This window comes from Paraburkholderia sacchari, from assembly GCF_000785435.2.
Classification (GTDB): domain Bacteria; phylum Pseudomonadota; class Gammaproteobacteria; order Burkholderiales; family Burkholderiaceae; genus Paraburkholderia; species Paraburkholderia sacchari.
On the sequence record NZ_JTDB02000002.1, the window covers coordinates 694887 to 710370 of the forward strand.

The 15484-nt window shown below is 65.1% G+C and carries 16 protein-coding genes, 1 other RNA gene and 1 pseudogene; 11 read left to right on the forward strand and 7 right to left on the reverse strand.

The window, feature by feature from the left end:
* Nucleotides 1–26 precede the first annotated feature (26 nt).
* Nucleotides 27–935 carry a class II glutamine amidotransferase gene (locus tag NH14_RS09890; protein ID WP_084225446.1) on the reverse strand — a complete coding sequence of 303 codons (909 nt, stop codon included), beginning with the start codon at nucleotides 933–935 and terminating at the stop codon, nucleotides 27–29.
* Nucleotides 936–1270: 335 nt separating this feature from the next.
* Here NH14_RS09890 and pyrC point away from each other — a divergent pair, with 335 nt between their 5' ends.
* From pyrC to rnpB, 3 genes are all read left to right on the forward strand, one after another.
* Nucleotides 1271–2326, forward strand: coding sequence for a dihydroorotase (pyrC, locus tag NH14_RS09895; protein WP_035526950.1), 1056 nt, complete (start codon nucleotides 1271–1273; stop codon nucleotides 2324–2326).
* 8 nt (nucleotides 2327–2334) lie between these two features.
* On the forward strand, nucleotides 2335–3222 hold the full coding sequence (locus NH14_RS09900) for a DUF3025 domain-containing protein (protein WP_035526948.1): 888 nt from the start codon (nucleotides 2335–2337) through the stop codon (nucleotides 3220–3222).
* 78 nt (nucleotides 3223–3300) lie between these two features.
* An RNA gene (gene rnpB, locus NH14_RS09905) (RNase P RNA component class A) lies at nucleotides 3301–3711 on the forward strand.
* 82 nt (nucleotides 3712–3793) lie between these two features.
* Here the strand turns inward: rnpB and NH14_RS09910 are convergent.
* Nucleotides 3794–4216, reverse strand: coding sequence for an OsmC family protein (locus NH14_RS09910; protein ID WP_035526945.1), 423 nt, complete (start codon nucleotides 4214–4216; stop codon nucleotides 3794–3796).
* A gap of 620 nt (nucleotides 4217–4836) precedes the next feature.
* Between NH14_RS09910 and rplM the strand changes: the two genes are divergently transcribed.
* From rplM to erpA, 3 genes are all read left to right on the forward strand, one after another.
* Nucleotides 4837–5265, forward strand: coding sequence for a 50S ribosomal protein L13 (rplM, locus tag NH14_RS09915; protein WP_027795838.1), 429 nt, complete (start codon nucleotides 4837–4839; stop codon nucleotides 5263–5265).
* 11 nt (nucleotides 5266–5276) lie between these two features.
* Nucleotides 5277–5669 (forward strand): 30S ribosomal protein S9, encoded by a 393-nt coding sequence (gene rpsI, locus NH14_RS09920; RefSeq protein WP_028216172.1) that lies wholly within the window; start codon nucleotides 5277–5279, stop codon nucleotides 5667–5669.
* A gap of 208 nt (nucleotides 5670–5877) precedes the next feature.
* Nucleotides 5878–6243, forward strand: a complete 366-nt coding sequence (gene erpA, locus NH14_RS09925; RefSeq protein WP_035526942.1) for an iron-sulfur cluster insertion protein ErpA — start codon at nucleotides 5878–5880, stop codon at nucleotides 6241–6243.
* A gap of 82 nt (nucleotides 6244–6325) precedes the next feature.
* On the opposite strand, the gene NH14_RS09930 is transcribed toward erpA, so the two are convergent.
* Entirely contained in the window at nucleotides 6326–7417 is a 1092-nt protein-coding gene (locus NH14_RS09930) for an anhydro-N-acetylmuramic acid kinase (protein WP_052148075.1), read from the reverse strand.
* Between the two features lie 144 nt (nucleotides 7418–7561).
* Between NH14_RS09930 and NH14_RS33455 the strand changes: the two are divergent.
* The 5 genes and pseudogenes from NH14_RS33455 to NH14_RS09955 all read left to right on the forward strand — a co-directional run bounded on the left by NH14_RS33455 (nucleotide 7562) and on the right by NH14_RS09955 (nucleotide 11803).
* A pseudogene (locus NH14_RS33455) lies at nucleotides 7562–7824 on the forward strand (HigA family addiction module antitoxin).
* A 106-nt stretch (nucleotides 7825–7930) separates the two neighbouring features.
* Entirely contained in the window at nucleotides 7931–9184 is a 1254-nt protein-coding gene (gene tyrS, locus NH14_RS09940) for a tyrosine--tRNA ligase (RefSeq protein ID WP_035526935.1), read from the forward strand.
* A gap of 34 nt (nucleotides 9185–9218) precedes the next feature.
* The gene (gene dtd, locus NH14_RS09945) at nucleotides 9219–9689 is read left to right on the forward strand and encodes a D-aminoacyl-tRNA deacylase (protein ID WP_035526932.1); all 471 of its coding nucleotides are present in this window, start codon (nucleotides 9219–9221) and stop codon (nucleotides 9687–9689) included.
* Between the two features lie 2 nt (nucleotides 9690–9691).
* Nucleotides 9692–10363 carry a histidine phosphatase family protein gene (locus tag NH14_RS09950; protein WP_035526929.1) on the forward strand — a complete coding sequence of 224 codons (672 nt, stop codon included), beginning with the start codon at nucleotides 9692–9694 and terminating at the stop codon, nucleotides 10361–10363.
* A 282-nt stretch (nucleotides 10364–10645) separates the two neighbouring features.
* Nucleotides 10646–11803: a branched-chain amino acid ABC transporter substrate-binding protein gene (locus tag NH14_RS09955; protein ID WP_035526926.1), complete on the forward strand. Its 1158-nt coding sequence runs from the start codon at nucleotides 10646–10648 to the stop codon at nucleotides 11801–11803.
* A gap of 93 nt (nucleotides 11804–11896) precedes the next feature.
* Here the strand turns inward: NH14_RS09955 and NH14_RS09960 are convergent, their stop codons facing one another.
* From NH14_RS09960 to ruvC, 4 genes are all read right to left on the reverse strand, one after another.
* Nucleotides 11897–12841, reverse strand: a complete 945-nt coding sequence (locus NH14_RS09960) for an oxygenase MpaB family protein (RefSeq protein WP_035526923.1) — start codon at nucleotides 12839–12841, stop codon at nucleotides 11897–11899.
* Between the two features lie 52 nt (nucleotides 12842–12893).
* Complete coding sequence (gene ruvB, locus NH14_RS09965) at nucleotides 12894–13979, reverse strand: Holliday junction branch migration DNA helicase RuvB (RefSeq protein ID WP_035526920.1); 1086 nt, start codon at nucleotides 13977–13979, stop codon at nucleotides 12894–12896.
* Nucleotides 13980–14112: 133 nt separating this feature from the next.
* Nucleotides 14113–14694 carry a Holliday junction branch migration protein RuvA gene (gene ruvA, locus NH14_RS09970; RefSeq protein ID WP_035526917.1) on the reverse strand — a complete coding sequence of 194 codons (582 nt, stop codon included), beginning with the start codon at nucleotides 14692–14694 and terminating at the stop codon, nucleotides 14113–14115.
* 100 nt (nucleotides 14695–14794) lie between these two features.
* A complete protein-coding gene (ruvC, locus tag NH14_RS09975) occupies nucleotides 14795–15337 on the reverse strand; it encodes a crossover junction endodeoxyribonuclease RuvC (protein WP_035526913.1) in 543 nt (180 codons plus the stop codon).
* Between the last annotated feature and the right edge of the window lie 147 nt (nucleotides 15338–15484).

Genomic DNA, 15484 nt, shown 5'->3' on the forward strand with positions numbered 1-15484 from the left:
GTTAGCGCCGAGTCATTTGTGGCGTGTCATTCGCCCCAGGTCTGCAAGGCAGCGGCGGCTTGCGGATCCACCGCACCGGGCGGGGCCACGCGCGAAGCGCTCGCCGAGGCGTCCGTCGACGGATTCTTGAGCTTGTCGAGCACCTTCTGCGGCACCGGCACGCTCCTGCGCGCGACGACGTCGCCGTGCTGGAACATCAGCAGGTCGCCGGGAGCGAAGCGCGTCCAGACTTCGTTGTCGGTGAGCGGCGCGGTGGCGATCACGGACACGCGGTCTTCGGGCGTGGTGTATTTCGCGAAGTCGATCGAGACGTCGGCGTCGACCAGATGCGCGGTGGAAAACGGCCAACTGCGCACGAGGTAGTACAGATGCGTCGAGCAATGCGCGAACAGCGCCTGGCCGTTCGACAGCAGGAAGTTGAACACGCCGAACTGCGTGATCTCGCGCGTGAGCGATTCGAGTGTCGCGAACAGTTCGTCGAGCGGCGGCTGGGTCCCCGGAAAGGCCTTGCGCAGACCTTCCAGCAGCGTGCAGAAGGCCTGCTCGCTATCGGTAGTGCCGACGGGCTGGTAGACGCCCGACATGACCGGGTTGAAGTCCTGAAGGTCGCCGTTGTGCGCGAAGATCCAGTGGCGGCCCCAAAGCTCGCGCTGGAACGGATGGCTGTTCTCGAGCGACGTATGCCCTTGGGTAGCCTTGCGGATATGCGCGATGGTATTGCGCGATTTGATCGGGTAGCGCTTGACCATCTCGGCGATGGGCGAGCGCGCCGATGCCTCGTGGTCGATGAACAGGCGGCAGGCCTTGTCCTCGAAGAATGCGATGCCCCAGCCGTCGGCGTGGTGGTCGGTGGCGCCGCCGCGCGCAGCGAATCCTGTGAAGGAGAACGTGACGTCCGTTGGCGCGGCGCAGTTCATTCCGAGAAGTTGGCACATGATGCTTATGGTACGTAACGCGGGTACGGGGTGCGGGAGCGCTTGCGTGCTCCCCGTGAAGGGCGACCCGGTACAATGATGATTTTCCAAGCATATCACCGGGCTGCGGCGCGCCAATACGAAATTTGTCGGATGCATTCCCGGCGCTCGCGTAAGCGCGCCGGCGCGGCATCCGCGCGTGATGGCCGCGTGCGGGTCGCCATGCAGAGTGTCGTGCGCACGCGACGCCTCGCCTGGCGTCCAACGCTTTGCTGCCTTGCCGCTTTGCAGCCCCGTGTTTTGCACCCTGATTTCGTAGTCCGATCATCCGTGGCGCACCGCGCCTCACACTAGCCATGAACGCTTCCACACCCACGACTCTCACGCTCGCCCGCCCCGACGACTGGCATCTGCACGTGCGCGACGGCGCGATGCTTGCAGCGGTGCTGCCGCACACGGCGCGCCAGTTCGGCCGCGCGATCATCATGCCGAACCTGAAGCCTCCGGTCACCACGACCGCGCAGGCCGCGGCCTACCGTGAGCGCATTCTCGCGGCGCTGCCCGCGGGCGCGAAGTTCGAGCCGCTGATGACGCTCTATCTCACCGACAACACGCCGCCCGAGGAAATCCGCCTCGCGAAGGCGAGCGGCTTCGTGCATGGCGTGAAGCTTTACCCGGCGGGCGCGACCACCAATTCGGACGCGGGCGTGACCGACATCCGCAAATGCGCGCAGACCCTCGAGGCGATGCAGGAAGTGGGCATGCCGCTGCTGGTGCACGGTGAAGTGACGAGCGCCGACATCGACCTGTTCGACCGCGAGAAGGTTTTCATCGACCGCGTGATGACGCCGCTGCGCCGCGACTTTCCGGCGCTGAAGGTGGTCTTCGAGCACATCACGACCAAGGACGCCGTCGATTACATTCGCGCGGACCACGCGGCGCCCGGCCTGCTCGGTGCGACGATCACGGCGCACCACCTGCTGTACAACCGCAACGCGCTGTTCCAGGGCGGCATTCGTCCGCATTACTTCTGCCTGCCGGTGCTCAAGCGCGAGACGCATCGCGTGGCGCTCGTCGAGGCGGCCACCTCGGGCGACGCGCGTTTTTTCCTCGGCACCGATAGCGCGCCGCACCCGAAGGGCCTGAAGGAGCACGCGTGCGGCTGCGCGGGCTGCTATACGGCGCTGCACGCGCTCGAACTCTATGCCGAGGCGTTCGACAACGCTGGCGCGCTCGACAAGCTCGAAGGCTTTGCGAGCTTTTTCGGCGCCGATTTTTACGGCCTGCCGCGCAGCGCGGAAACCGTCACGCTGCGCCGCGAGCCGTGGACGCTGCCGGCGGAAATCAGCGTTGGCGATGCGCCGGTCGTGCCGCTGCGTGGCGGCGAGACGATCGGCTGGAAGCTGATTTGAGCGTAGTGATGCCCGGCACAGTGCGCCGGACTTTGCCCGAGGGCAGTTTCGCCGACATCGACTGGGCGCGCCCCTGGTTCGCCCAGCACGAGGCGCGCGGCCGGCGCTGGCAGCAAGCCGCGCTGGCGGGCTACGCTCGCTATCTCGACGAACTGAACGCCGATGCGCGCGCCGCGCAACAGTTCACGGGCCGCGGCCAGCGGCTCGCGTTCATCGCGCAAGACGATCTGCCCGAGGGCGCCGCCTACGAGGCTCACATTGCCGCGACCGGTTGCGTGCCCACGCGCCACAATCTCCACGACTTCTTCAACGCGCTGGCCTGGTTTGCGTTCCCGCGCATCAAGGCGGCGCTCAACGCGCGCCAGGCGGCGGCGATCGACGTGTTCGGCGTGGGGCCCACGCGCGGCGGCGTGCGCGACGCGCTGACCTTGTTCGATGAGAACGCAGTGCTGTTCGCGAGCGCCGATCCTGTGCTCACACAGGCGTTGCGCGACTTCGACTGGCGTGCGTTGTTCGTCGAGGGGCGCTTGGCATGGGAGACGCCGGATGGCGAGACAGCAGGAACGACGGCTGCCGTAACGCACGGCCCGGCGCGCTGCGAAGTCCACGTATTCGGCCATGCGCTGCTGGAAAAGCTGATCGCGCCCTATACGGCGTGCACGGCGCACGCGTGGGTAATCGACGTTCCGCCGGCGTACTTCGCGTGGCCGCGCGCGCAGCGAAACACCTATCTGGACGAAACGGTGAGCGCGACGCTAGCCGCCGACGCGCATCTGAACGGACGCAGTTTCTCGCCGCTGCCGGTGCTGGGCATTCCCGGCTGGTGGGCGCCGAACGAAGACCCGTCGTTCTATACCGACACCACCGTCTTTCGCCCGGGCCGGCGCGCACGTTGAGTACGCCACGTCCGACGCCTGGCGCATTCAGCCGGCGCCGCGCGCGATGGGCTCACCCGTGCTAATATCGCGCCTCGCAAAGCAGGCCAGGCAGTCGCGGCCCCGAGGTTCACGCCGAGGGGGCGAGGAAAGTCCGGACTCCACAGGGCAGGGTGATGGCTAACGGCCATCCGTGGCGACACGCGGAACAGGGCAACAGAGAACAGACCGCCGATGGCCCGATTTCGGTCGGGATCAGGTAAGGGTGAAACGGTGCGGTAAGAGCGCACCGCGTCTGCGGCGACGTAGACGGCACGGTAACCTCCACCCGGAGCAATTCCAAGTAGGCAGGCGCGCATCTTCGAGATGCAGGACGGGGCCCCCGTCTCGTCTGCGGGTAGGAAGCTTGAGCGCGTCAGCAATGGCGCGCCTAGAGGAATGGCTGCCACGCGCGGCGTGCCTTCGGGCGCGGCGCGTGCACAGAATCCGGCTTATCGGCCTGCTTTGCCGCCTCATTCACGCAAAAAGCCGGCGCGGTTCTTCGAAGAACCGCGCCGGCTTTTTCTTTTGCCGCCGATTCTTGCCGCAGATCTTAGATTGCGACGATCTCGAACGAGTGCGTGATCTCGGCCGTCTTGCCGATCATGATCGACGCCGAGCAGTACTTGTCGTGCGAGAGATTGATCGCGCGCTCGACGGTGGCCGGGTTCAAGTTCTTGCCGGTCACGATGAAGTGGAAATGAATTTTCGTGAAGACCTTGGGGTCTTCGCTCGCGCGTTCGGCCTTCAGCGTCACGTTGCAGCCCGTGACTTCCTGGCGGCTCTTCTTCAGAATCAGGACCACATCGTAGGCCGTGCAGCCGCCCGTGCCGAGCAGCACCATTTCCATCGGGCGCGGCGCGAGGTTGTGGCCGCCGCCTTCCGGCGCGCCGTCCATGTTGACGAGATGGCCGCTGCCCGTTTCGGCTGCGAACGCCATGCCATCCTGACCCATCCAGCTTACTTTGCATTCCATGCGTTTGCCCCTGCGCAAATTTCTCGGTCCAGCCGGCATTGTAGCCCGGCCCTACTGGTATGTCCGGGGGGACACGGCGCATGCGAGTCATGCGCCGTGCTTGAATGTTGCGGCGCGACATCTTAGTAACAAGTCGGATTTCCCTCGTGCGATTAGGGGTTTTGCTCTAGCGGATGCGCGCCATCTGGCTCGGTATTAATCGTAAGATATTGATTTGTATCGATAAACTGTAATTCCTTGTGCGCCGATTGAATTTCATATTGTGGTTTATGTTTTCATGATGCAAATTCTCTTGCGTCGCACAAGGTCGATCCGTATAATTTGTTCCGTTGGTTGTCGTGCTTCACGACACCTCAGCATGTCTCCTCCACCCTCCTCCAAGAGGTGGATTAAGCCCGAGCAAACGCGTTCGGGCTTTTTTTCGTCCGCGTTTTTTCGCGTACATTCCGCCATCGGCCGCTCGTATGGTCTTTGACGGTGCGCTAATTTTTCCTTTATAATTTTAGGTTTCCCGCATTCATGCCCGCGGGAAAATACCAGGGAGAGCCTGCGCCGACGCCAACGAGCGTCACGACACAAGCAGGACCAAACAGGGCACAAGCATATTTTTTGGATCGATCATGAAGACTTTTTCCGCCAAGGCACATGAAGTGCAGCGCGAATGGTACGTGATTGACGCGACGGATAAGGTTCTCGGCCGTGTCGCCAGCGAAGTGGCACGCCGTCTTCGCGGCAAGCACAAGCCTGAGTTCACCCCGCACGTCGACACTGGTGATTTCATCATCATCATCAACGCCGGCAAGCTGAAGGTCACGGGCAACAAGACCACTGACAAGAAGTACTACCGTCACTCGGGCTACCCGGGCGGTATCTACGAAACCACGTTCGGCAAGATGCAAGAGCGCTTCCCGGGCCGTGCGCTCGAGAAGGCCGTAAAGGGCATGCTGCCCAAGGGCCCGCTCGGCTACGCGATGATCAAGAAGCTGAAGGTCTACGCAGACGCAACGCACCCGCACTCGGCACAACAGCCGAAGGCGCTCGAGATCTAAGGGGAGCCCACATGATCGGTAACTGGAATTACGGTACGGGCCGCCGCAAGAGCGCCGTCGCTCGTGTCTTCATCAAGTCGGGCAAGGGCGACATCATCGTCAATGGCAAGCCCATCGCCGACTACTTCTCGCGCGAAACGTCGCTCATGATCGTGCGTCAGCCGCTGGAACTCACGAACCACGCCACGACGTTCGACATCAAGGTGAACGTGAACGGCGGCGGCGAAACCGGCCAGGCCGGCGCAGTTCGCCACGGCATCACGCGCGCGCTGATGGACTACGACGCAACGCTCAAGCCGGCACTGTCGCAAGCTGGCTTCGTGACCCGCGATGCACGTGAAGTGGAACGTAAGAAGGTCGGTTTCCACAAGGCACGTCGCCGCAAGCAGTTCTCGAAGCGTTAATTTTGCGCTTCGGCGCGGCGCTCTTCACCGGGCGCAGCGCTGCTGCAAAAGCCGTCCGCGCTCATGCGCCGGGCGGCTTTTTCATTTAATGGGTGTTCATATATGCCCGGCCGCAAAAAGTGGCGAGAAACCCTTGATTTCGTGGGATTCAGCACGAACTGCGGAAGAGCCCTACAATAGCGGCTAGAAGCTTTTTTGGAGAGTTCGAATGAACGCTGTCACCGAGACCCCCGTGACTGAAATGCCCGCTCCTTTCGTCTTTACCGACGCAGCGGCTGACAAGGTCAAGCAACTGATCGATGAGGAAGGCAATCCGGAGCTGAAGCTGCGTGTGTTCGTGCAGGGTGGCGGCTGTTCGGGCTTCCAGTACGGATTCACGTTCGACGAGGCTGTCAACGAAGACGACACCGTGATGAACAAGAACGGCGTCCAGTTGCTGATCGACTCGATGAGCTATCAGTACCTCATCGGCGCCGAGATCGACTACAAGGACGATCTGAACGGCGCGCAGTTCGTCATCAAGAACCCGAACGCCACGACCACTTGCGGTTGCGGCTCGTCGTTCTCGGTTTGAGCGAATACGTCAGGCAGTAAAAAACGGGGCATCAAGCCCCGTTTTTCGTATCTGCGCCCGCGATGTCCATCGCGTTAGCTCTCTATCTCGGATAAATCGCACCCAGCACGCGTTCGCCCGCCGCGCCCGTCACTACCGGTAGATTGCCCGGCTCGCGCGCGACGCAGCGCATCGCGAGCCACGCGAAGGCGAGCGGCTCCACCTGCTGCGGCGGCACGCCCAGCGCCTCGGTGGTCGTGACTGGCACGCCGGCTACGCCGCCGGTTTCCAGCGCTTTTTGCAGCGCACCCATCAATGCCTTGTTGCGCGCGCCGCCGCCACATACGTAAACGGCACGGCAATCCCCCGCATGACGCTCGATTTCGCGCGCGACGCTCACCGCTGTGAGCGCGACGAGCGTGGCTTGCACGTCGGCCGGCGTGAGCGATTCGAAACCCTTCAGTTTTTGATCGAGCCACTGCGCGTTGAAAAGATCGCGCCCGGTGCTCTTGGGCGGTTGCTGTTCGAAGAACGGCTCGTCGAGCAGCGCGTTCAGCAGCGGCTGATGCAGCGTGCCGCTTGCCGCGAACTGGCCGTTGTCGTCGTAGGGTTTGCCCAGATGCCGCTCGGCCCACAGATCGAGCAGCGCGTTAGCCGGCCCGCAGTCGAACCCGCGCACCGCGCCCGTCGACGAGAGTACCGTAATGTTGCTGATGCCGCCGAGATTGCAGACGACGCGCGTTTCGTCGAGCGAGCCGAATAGCGTCGCGTGAAACGCTGGCACGAGCGGCGCGCCCTGGCCGCCCGAGGCGACGTCGCGGCTGCGGAAGTCGGCGATCACGTCGATGTGCGAGAGCTCCGCGAGCAGCGCGGGATTCTGGATCTGCACCGTGAAGCCCTTCTCGGGCCGATGCCGGACGGTCTGGCCGTGGGCGCCGATGGCGCGCACCTCGCCGGAGGAGAGATTGCCCGAGCGCAGCAGCTCGTGGCAGCAGACCGCGTAGCGCGCCGCGAGCGCATTGCCCGCGAGCGAGGCGCGCACGATCTCGTTCTCGCCGGGCTGCTGGAGCGAAAAGAGCGCGTCGCGCAGGCCCTGCGCGAAGCCCACGAAGGCCTCGGCGAGCACCACGGGTCGCTTGCCGTGTTCGAATCGCACGGCGATGCCGTCCACGCCGTCCATGCTGGTGCCGGACATCAGGCCGAAATACACGCCGTCGGCCGGGTATGCGCTGTCTTTGCGTGCGGGCGCCACGTTGCTGCTCCTTTCGTGAGTGCGGGGAAGGGATTCTGACGGTGATTATCGGGGCAATGGCTATTGAGCGTAAGCCGTAGGGCTGAATTGAGCCGCACTCGCCGGTCATGGGACGACGACATCTTGCCCGAGCTTGGCCTGACCGTGACCGAGCCTGCCGCGCAGCTTGGCGTGACGCGCGTGCTCAACGGGCGCGCTGGCATCTCGCCGGAGATGGCGCTGCGCCTCGAAGCGTGGCTTGGCGTGGTAAACGGTGCTCGCGCCGGCTCGCGCAGCAAGCCGCCTACGATCTTTGGCAGGCGCGCGCGAAAGGCCTGCCGCATGTGCAGCGGGCCGTCGCGCGTGCGTAGCGTAGGTCGCACAACGCCGCTGGACTCGCGTGTAAGCTCGCAAATCTCGGTCCGGAGAGTCGAATCACGTAAAATCCCGGTCTAAACCCAACGAAACGATCGAAGCATGAGCACCGAGTCCACTACAAACAGCGGCGCCAAAGACGCCTTTCCGGTCACCGACGAAGTTCGTCACGCGCTCGCCGTCACCAAACGCGGCGTCGACGAACTGCTGATCGAAGAAGAATTCCAGCAGAAGCTCGCCCGCAGCGCCGCCACGGGCAAGCCGCTGCGCATCAAGCTCGGCCTCGATCCGACCGCGCCCGACATCCACATCGGCCACACGGTCGTGCTCAACAAGATGCGCCAGCTTCAGGATCTCGGCCATACCGTGATCTTCCTGATCGGCGACTTCACCTCGCTGATCGGCGACCCCTCGGGCCGCAACGCCACGCGCCCGCCGCTCACGCGCGAGCAAATCGAGTCGAACGCGAAAACGTATTTCGATCAGGCCGCGCTCGTGCTCGACCGCGAGAAGACCGAGATCCGCTACAACAGCGAATGGTCGATGCCGCTCGGCGCCGACGGCATGATCAAGCTCGCGTCGCGCTACACGGTCGCGCGCATTCTCGAGCGCGAGGATTTCACCAAGCGCTTCCAGGGCGGCGTGCCCATCTCGATCCACGAATTCCTCTACCCGCTAATGCAGGGCTACGACTCGGTCGCGCTCAATGCGGATCTGGAGCTCGGCGGCACGGACCAGAAGTTCAACCTGCTCGTGGGCCGCGAACTGCAAAAGCAGTACGGCCAGGAGCAGCAGTGCATTCTGACGATGCCGCTGCTCGAAGGCCTCGACGGCGTCGAGAAAATGTCGAAGTCGAAGAACAACTATGTGGGCATCAGCGAGAAGCCCAACGACATGTTCGGCAAGCTCATGAGCATCTCGGATACGCTGATGTGGCGTTACTTCACGCTGCTTTCGTTCCGTCCGATGGACGAAATCGAAGGCTTCAAGCGCGAGATCGAAGCGGGCCGCAACCCGCGCGACTTCAAGGTGCTGCTCGCGCAGGAAATCGTCGCGCGCTTTCACTCGCAGGCCGACGCCGAGCGCGCGCTCGAAGACTTCAACCACCGCGCGAAGGGCGGCGTGCCCGACGATATCCCGTCGATCACGCTCGCTGGCGCGCCGCTCGCCATCGGCCAGCTGCTCAAGCAGGCGGGGCTCGTGCCGTCCACGAGCGAAGCGCTGCGCAACATCGAGCAGGGCGGCGTGAAGATCGACGGCGCCACCGTGTCCGACAAGGGCCTGAAGGTCGAGGCGGGCGAGTTCGTCGTGCAGGTGGGCAAGCGCCGCTTCGCGCGCGTGACGCTGACTGCCTGATGGCGATTCGCGTTTTAGACGTGGAGCGCACGCGATGATCGCGCTGATTCAACGCGTGCGCCGCGCCGAAGTTCGCGTTGCCGATGGCCATGCAGAGCGCGTGACCGGCGCGATCGGCCCTGGCTTGCTCGCACTCGTCTGCGCGGAGCGCGGCGACACCGAAGCAAGCGCCGACAAGCTGCTCGCGAAGCTGCTGGGCTACCGCGTGTTCAGCGACGCCGCGGGCAAGATGAATCTGCCGGTGCAGAACATCGACGGCAACGGCGCGGCGGGTGGCCTCTTGCTGGTCTCGCAGTTCACCCTTGCCGCCGATACCAACAGCGGCCTGCGCCCGAGCTTCACGCCCGCGGCGCCGCCCGACGAGGGGCGGCGTCTATTCGACTACTTCGTTGCTGCGGCGCGTGCGAAGCATCCCACGGTCGAGACCGGCGAGTTCGGCGCCGACATGCAGGTCTCGCTCGTCAACGACGGGCCCGTCACGTTCTGGCTGCAAGTGCGCAATTGATCATGACCACGCAGATTCTCTTTATCCGCCACGGCGAAACCGCCTGGAACCGTATCAAGCGCATCCAGGGGCATATCGACATTCCGCTCGCCGAGAGCGGCGTCGAGCAGGCCCAGTTGCTCGCCGCACGTTGCGCGAACGAAGCGCGCGCGGGCGTGCGCCTCGACGCGATCTGGTCGAGCGACTTGATGCGCGCGCAACAAACCGCCCAGCCGATCGCCGCTGCGCTCGGACTGACGCTCCAGCTCACCGAAGGCCTGCGCGAGCGCAACTATGGTGCGTTCCAGGGCCACGACAGCGACCAGATCGCCGAGCGCTTTCCCGACGAATACGCGCACTGGCAAACGCGCGATCCCGGTTTCTCGCCGCCCGAGGGCGAGTCGCAGCGCGTGTTCTACCACCGCGTGCTGCACGCGCTCGAGCCGATCCTCGCGAAGCATCCCGAGGGGCGCATCGCCTGCGTCGCGCATGGCGGCGTGCTCGATTGCATCTATCGTTTCGCGAACGGTCTCGCGCTCGACGCGCCGCGCGCGTGGCCGCTGCTCAACACGAGCGTAAACGTCGTCGATTTCGAGCGCGACGGTGCGGTGACGCAAGCGCGCGTGCTCGCGTGGGGTGACGTCACGCATCTGCCCAGCCCAAGCGACGACGACAGCTTCAAGCGCTCCTCCTGAGCGCACAGCCGAACCCCACGAGGCTCTCCGCGCCGGTCGTCGCTCGACCTGCGCATTTCCCGCGTTTAGCCCCGCTGCGGACGTCAAATTCTTACCTGCAACTTTCAATTGCTTTCCAAATGCCAACCGCAAAGCGGGAGCGCCTGATACCATTTGCCAGACCATTGCGCCTTGCCGTGCGTTGAAGAGGGATGCGCACCACGTATATGTGGCGTGGGCGAGGCCAAGGTCGCAGACGAAAAAGCGAAGCACAGTTTCAAGAACAACCGCAGGAGATCTTTAATGACGTTCAAGCTTCACAAGCTGTTGCCGGTGAGCGCCGCTGTCATGGCGTTCGCGGCGGGTTTGGCCGCTGCGTCGGCCAATGCTTCCGCTGACCAGGTCGTCAAGATCGGCCACGTTGGCCCGCTCACGGGCGGCTCGGCGCACCTCGGCAAGGACAACGAAAACGGCGCGCGTCTCGCCATCGAAGAGATCAACGCCAAGGGCCTCACGATCGGCGGCCAGAAGATCACGCTCGCGCTCGACGGCCAGGACGACGGCGCAGACCCGCGCCAGGCGACCCAGGTCGCGCAGAAGCTCGTCGACGACAAGGTCGTGGCCGTGGTCGGCCACCTGAATTCGGGCGCGTCGATTCCCGCCTCGAAGATTTACAGCGACGCGGGCATCGTCCAGATCTCGCCCTCGTCGACGAACCCGACCTACACGCAGCAGGGCTTCAAGACCACCTATCGCGTGGTCGCGACCGACGCGCAGCAAGGTCCGGCGCTGGCCAACTATGCCGCGAAAAGCCTGAACGTGAAGACCGTGGCCGTGGTCGACGATTCGACCGCCTACGGTCAGGGCCTCGCGAACGAGTTCGAGAAGACCGCGAAGTCGCTCGGCCTGAAGGTCGTCTCGCACGACGCGACCAACGACAAGGCCGTCGATTTCCGCGCGATTCTCACCAAGATCAAGGGAGAGAATCCCGACGCCATCATGTACGGCGGCATGGACGCCACCGGCGGCCCGTTCGCCAAGCAGGCGCGCCAGCTCGGCCTGCGCGCGAAGGTGCTGGCCGGCGACGGCGTGTGCACGGAAAGCCTCGCGCAGCTCGCGGGCACGGCTTCCGACAACATCGTCTGCTCGCAGGCCGGCATGGCGCTCGAGCGCATGGAAGGCGGCGCGGCGTTCTCGGCGAAGTACCAGAAGCGCTTTGGCCACCCGGTCGAATACGATGCGCCGTTCACCTACGACGCGGTGTATATCGTCGTCGACGCAATGAAGCGCGCGAACTCGACCGACCCGGCGAAAATCCTCGCGCAGATCCCGGGCACCGACTACAAGGGCGTGATCGGCGAGACCGTATTCGATTCGAAGGGCGACCTCAAGCACGGCGTGATTTCGCTTTACAACTACAAGGCGGGCAAGAAGTCGCTGCTCGACGTGGTGAAGATGTAAGCCGCGCTGTCCGGCGTTACTGATGCACGGCCAGCCTGCGCAAGCAGCCTGGCCGTTTTTCGTTGCGTGCGGGGAAGAGCGAAAACGGTGGGCTCAGGGCGCCGGAGGCGCGGCCGCGCGCCGGCGCGCGCGCTTCGAGACGCCATTGACGAGCGCCCAGCGCAGCACGGGCGCGACCGCGCGCATGCCCGGCTGCACCATCGCGCGGCGGGCGAGGGCGAAGCGGTCGAAGCCGAGCATCTGCTGGGCGAACGGCGGCAGGAGGTCGATGCCCGCATTACGCAGCAATGCGCCTGCGGGGCGCATCGCCGGGCGTGGCACCGGCGCTTCCATCAGCACGCGCACGACTTCGCGCGTGCGCTCGCTCGCGACGAGTTCGGGCCGCATCGCTTCCAGATATGCGGTGACTTCTGCGCGCGAGCGCGGCACATCGATCGCGCCCAGCAACTGTGCGATGAGCGCAACTTCGGCGTAGTACTGGTCCTGCGCTTCGCTCGGCAGCGCGGGATTCACGTAGCGCAGATACGCGGCCAGAAAGCTCGACACCTCGGCCACGTGCACCCACGTGAGCAGCGCGGGGTCGCTCGCGCGATACGCGCGGCCATCGGGCGCGATGCCCGTCACTGCAAGATGGATTTTCTTCACGCGCTCGATGAGCGCGAGCGCGTCGGCGCGGCTGCCGTAGGTCGTGCCGGCGATAAAGGTCGCGGTGCGGCGCAGCCGGCCGAGGATGTCGCTGCGAAAGGTCGAGTGATCCCATACGCCCGCGAGCGCAAGCGGATGCAGCGCTTGCAGCAGCAATGCGCTGATGCCGCCCGCCATCATCGCGGCGAAGTCGGCGTGCACTTTCCAGCAGATGGCGTGCGGGCCGAAGAGACCGGGGTCGCCGGGCGGCGACGAGTAGTCGAGTTTCGGGCCGCTGCCCGTGGTGAGATGCGTGACGTTTTCGGCGAGCATCATGCGCAGGCGCTGCGCGATCTGCCCGACGAGGCCAGCCGGTTCGGGAGCGTTCGGAGGACGGCCGGCGTGATCGGACATCGTGCTCTCGCTTGCTTGTGCCGCTGTGCGTCTGGTTGAGCCTTGCCGCGCCTTACGGCGCGCCCGGGCTCCAGTCGCCGCCCGTCGATGCGTCGTCGGGCACGACGAGGCCGAAGTGGCGGTAGGTGAGCTGCGTGGCCACGCGTCCGCGCGGCGTGCGCTGCAGAAAGCCTTGCTGGATCAGGTAGGGCTCCAGCACGTCCTCGATCGTGTCGCGCTCTTCGCCGATAGCCGCCGCGAGGTTGTCCACGCCCACCGGGCCGCCGTCGAACTTGTGCAGGATCGCTTCGAGCAGCTTGCGGTCCATCAGGTCGAAGCCCACGGGATCGACGTCGAGCATCTTGAGCGCGGCGTCGGCCACTTGCGCGGTGATCGTGCCGTCGGCCTTCACTTCGGCGTAGTCGCGCACGCGGCGCAGCAGACGGTTGGCGATACGCGGCGTGCCGCGCGAGCGGCGCGCGATTTCGAGCGCACCGTCACGGTGAATATGCGCGCCGAGCAGCGCCGACGAGCGCTGCACGATGCGCGAGAGCTCGCTCGCGTTGTAGAACTCGAGCCGCGAGACGATGCCGAAGCGGTCGCGCAGCGGGTTCGTGAGCATGCCCGCGCGCGTGGTCGCGCCCACCAGCGTGAACGGCTGCAAGTCGAGCTTCACGCTGCGCGCGGCCGGCCCTTCGCCGATCATGATGTCGATCTGATAGTCCTCGAGCGCCGGATAAAGAATTTCCTCGACGACCGGCGAGAGCCGGTGGATTTCGTCGATGAAGAGCACGTCGTTGGCTTCGAGATTGGTGAGCAGCGCCGCAAGATCGCCCGCGCGTTCGAGCACGGGGCCCGAGGTCTGCCGCAGATTGACCCCCATTTCGCGCGCGATGATGTGCGCGAGCGTGGTCTTGCCGAGGCCCGGCGGCCCGAACAGCAGCACGTGGTCGAGCGGTTCCGAGCGGCGCTTGGCGGCCTCGATGAAGATCTCGAGCTGGCCGCGCACCTTTTCCTGGCCAACGTATTCGTCGAGCTGGCGCGGGCGCAGCGCGCGCTCGAACGCCTCCTCGTTGGACGAGGCCGGCGTGGCGGCGATCACGCGGCTGGTGCCGGCGCCGGATTCACGGTCCGCGGCGAGTTTGTCGGTTTCGATCATGCAGCGATTGTACCGCGCAGACTATGGAGCGGCGGGGCCGTCCCGCGTGTCGCGATGGCGTCGCAACTAACAGCCAGCAGTGGGCCCGGGAGTGGGCCCACTACGAGCCCATTGCCGGCACTCTCGAAGGCGATCAAGCCTTCGAGAGCACCTTCAATGCGAGCTTGATGCCTTCCGAGACGCCCGTGCCGGCCGGCACGCTCTTGATCGCGGCGAGCCCTTCCTTCTCCGAATAGCCGAGCGCGAGCAGCGCGTTGAGGATGTCGTTCGCATGATCCGAAGGCGATGCCGCGGCGGCCATGGCGCCCAGATCGGCACCGAGCTTGCCCTTGAGTTCGAGCAGCAGGCGCTCGGCGGTTTTCTTGCCGATGCCGGGCACGCGCGTGAGGCGCGCCGAGTCCTGCAACGTCACGGCCTGCGAGAGATCGTGCACGCTCATGCCCGAAAGCACGGCCAGCGCCATGCGCGCGCCGATGCCGGTGATCTTGAGCAGTTCGCGAAACGTCGCGCGTTCCTGCGCGGTGCCGAAGCCGTAGAGCAAGTGCGCGTCCTCGCGCACGATCATCTGCGTGAGCAGCACGATTTTTTCGCCGGTGCCGGGCAGGTTGTAGAACGTGCTCATCGGCACGTCGACTTCGTAGCCGACGCCGTTGCAGTCGATGAGCAGGTGCGGCGGGTTCTTTTCCAGCAGTACGCCGGCAATGCGACCGATCATGGCGGATTCAGTGATGAGGGAAAGGGCAGAGTGTAGCGGAGCGCGCCGCGCTGCGGCGTGCTTCCGGGTTACGTTGGCTTTGTGGCCAAGGGGGCGTTGTTTACCCGATCAACCGCCCGCGCCGCACGCGCACGCCCTTCTTCGCGAGCGCGGGCGCGATGCCGCCGAGGGTCGCGAGCGCATTGCCACTGTGTGCGTGGCAAATTGCCATGCCGAGCGCGTCGGCGGCGTCGGTGCCCGGCGTGCCCGTGAGGGCGAGCAGGCGCACGACCATCTGCTGCATCTGTTCCTTGGTCGCGCGGCCGTAGCCCACCACGGCCTGCTTCAGTTGCAGCGCAGTGTATTCGGCGACGGGCACGCCGCCCGAAACGAGCCCGCAGATTGCCGCGCCGCGCGCCTGACCGAGCAGCAGCGTCGACTGCGGGTTGACGTTGACGAAGACTTTTTCGATGGCTGCCTGGTCGGGCGCGTGCTGGCGGATCAGCGTGGAGACGCCTTCGAAGATGGTGCCGAGGCGTGTGGGCAGATCGGCATCGGCGGTGCGGATGACGCCGCTCGCGACATACGTGAGCTGATGGCCGTGACGCTCGATCACGCCGAAGCCGGTCACGCGCAAGCCGGGGTCGATGCCGAGAATTCTCATGAAATGCGGGAAAGACGAATGTGCCTGCGATGGTACAACGAACGGCCCAGGGGCCGCGAGCCTTGATGCGGCAAGCGCCGAGCGCGCGAAGCGAAGAAAAAAGCCCGCGCTGACACATGTCGGGCGGGCTTTGGAGCGGGGCGGCCA

Coding starts and splice junctions, on each gene's coding strand:
- erpA (WP_035526942.1), top strand. CDS start 5,878: ATGAACGCTGTCACCGAGACCCCCGTGACTGAAATGCCCGCTCCTTTC.
- NH14_RS09890 (WP_084225446.1), bottom strand. CDS start 935: ATGTGCCAACTTCTCGGAATGAACTGCGCCGCGCCAACGGACGTCACG.
- NH14_RS09930 (WP_052148075.1), bottom strand. CDS start 7,417: ATGTCCGGCACCAGCATGGACGGCGTGGACGGCATCGCCGTGCGATTC.
- rplM (WP_027795838.1), top strand. CDS start 4,837: ATGAAGACTTTTTCCGCCAAGGCACATGAAGTGCAGCGCGAATGGTAC.
- NH14_RS09955 (WP_035526926.1), top strand. CDS start 10,646: ATGACGTTCAAGCTTCACAAGCTGTTGCCGGTGAGCGCCGCTGTCATG.
- ruvB (WP_035526920.1), bottom strand. CDS start 13,979: ATGATCGAAACCGACAAACTCGCCGCGGACCGTGAATCCGGCGCCGGC.
- NH14_RS09960 (WP_035526923.1), bottom strand. CDS start 12,841: ATGTCCGATCACGCCGGCCGTCCTCCGAACGCTCCCGAACCGGCTGGC.
- dtd (WP_035526932.1), top strand. CDS start 9,219: ATGATCGCGCTGATTCAACGCGTGCGCCGCGCCGAAGTTCGCGTTGCC.
- ruvA (WP_035526917.1), bottom strand. CDS start 14,694: ATGATCGGTCGCATTGCCGGCGTACTGCTGGAAAAGAACCCGCCGCAC.
- NH14_RS09950 (WP_035526929.1), top strand. CDS start 9,692: ATGACCACGCAGATTCTCTTTATCCGCCACGGCGAAACCGCCTGGAAC.
- NH14_RS09900 (WP_035526948.1), top strand. CDS start 2,335: ATGCCCGGCACAGTGCGCCGGACTTTGCCCGAGGGCAGTTTCGCCGAC.
- tyrS (WP_035526935.1), top strand. CDS start 7,931: ATGAGCACCGAGTCCACTACAAACAGCGGCGCCAAAGACGCCTTTCCG.
- ruvC (WP_035526913.1), bottom strand. CDS start 15,337: ATGAGAATTCTCGGCATCGACCCCGGCTTGCGCGTGACCGGCTTCGGC.
- pyrC (WP_035526950.1), top strand. CDS start 1,271: ATGAACGCTTCCACACCCACGACTCTCACGCTCGCCCGCCCCGACGAC.
- rpsI (WP_028216172.1), top strand. CDS start 5,277: ATGATCGGTAACTGGAATTACGGTACGGGCCGCCGCAAGAGCGCCGTC.
- NH14_RS09910 (WP_035526945.1), bottom strand. CDS start 4,216: ATGGAATGCAAAGTAAGCTGGATGGGTCAGGATGGCATGGCGTTCGCA.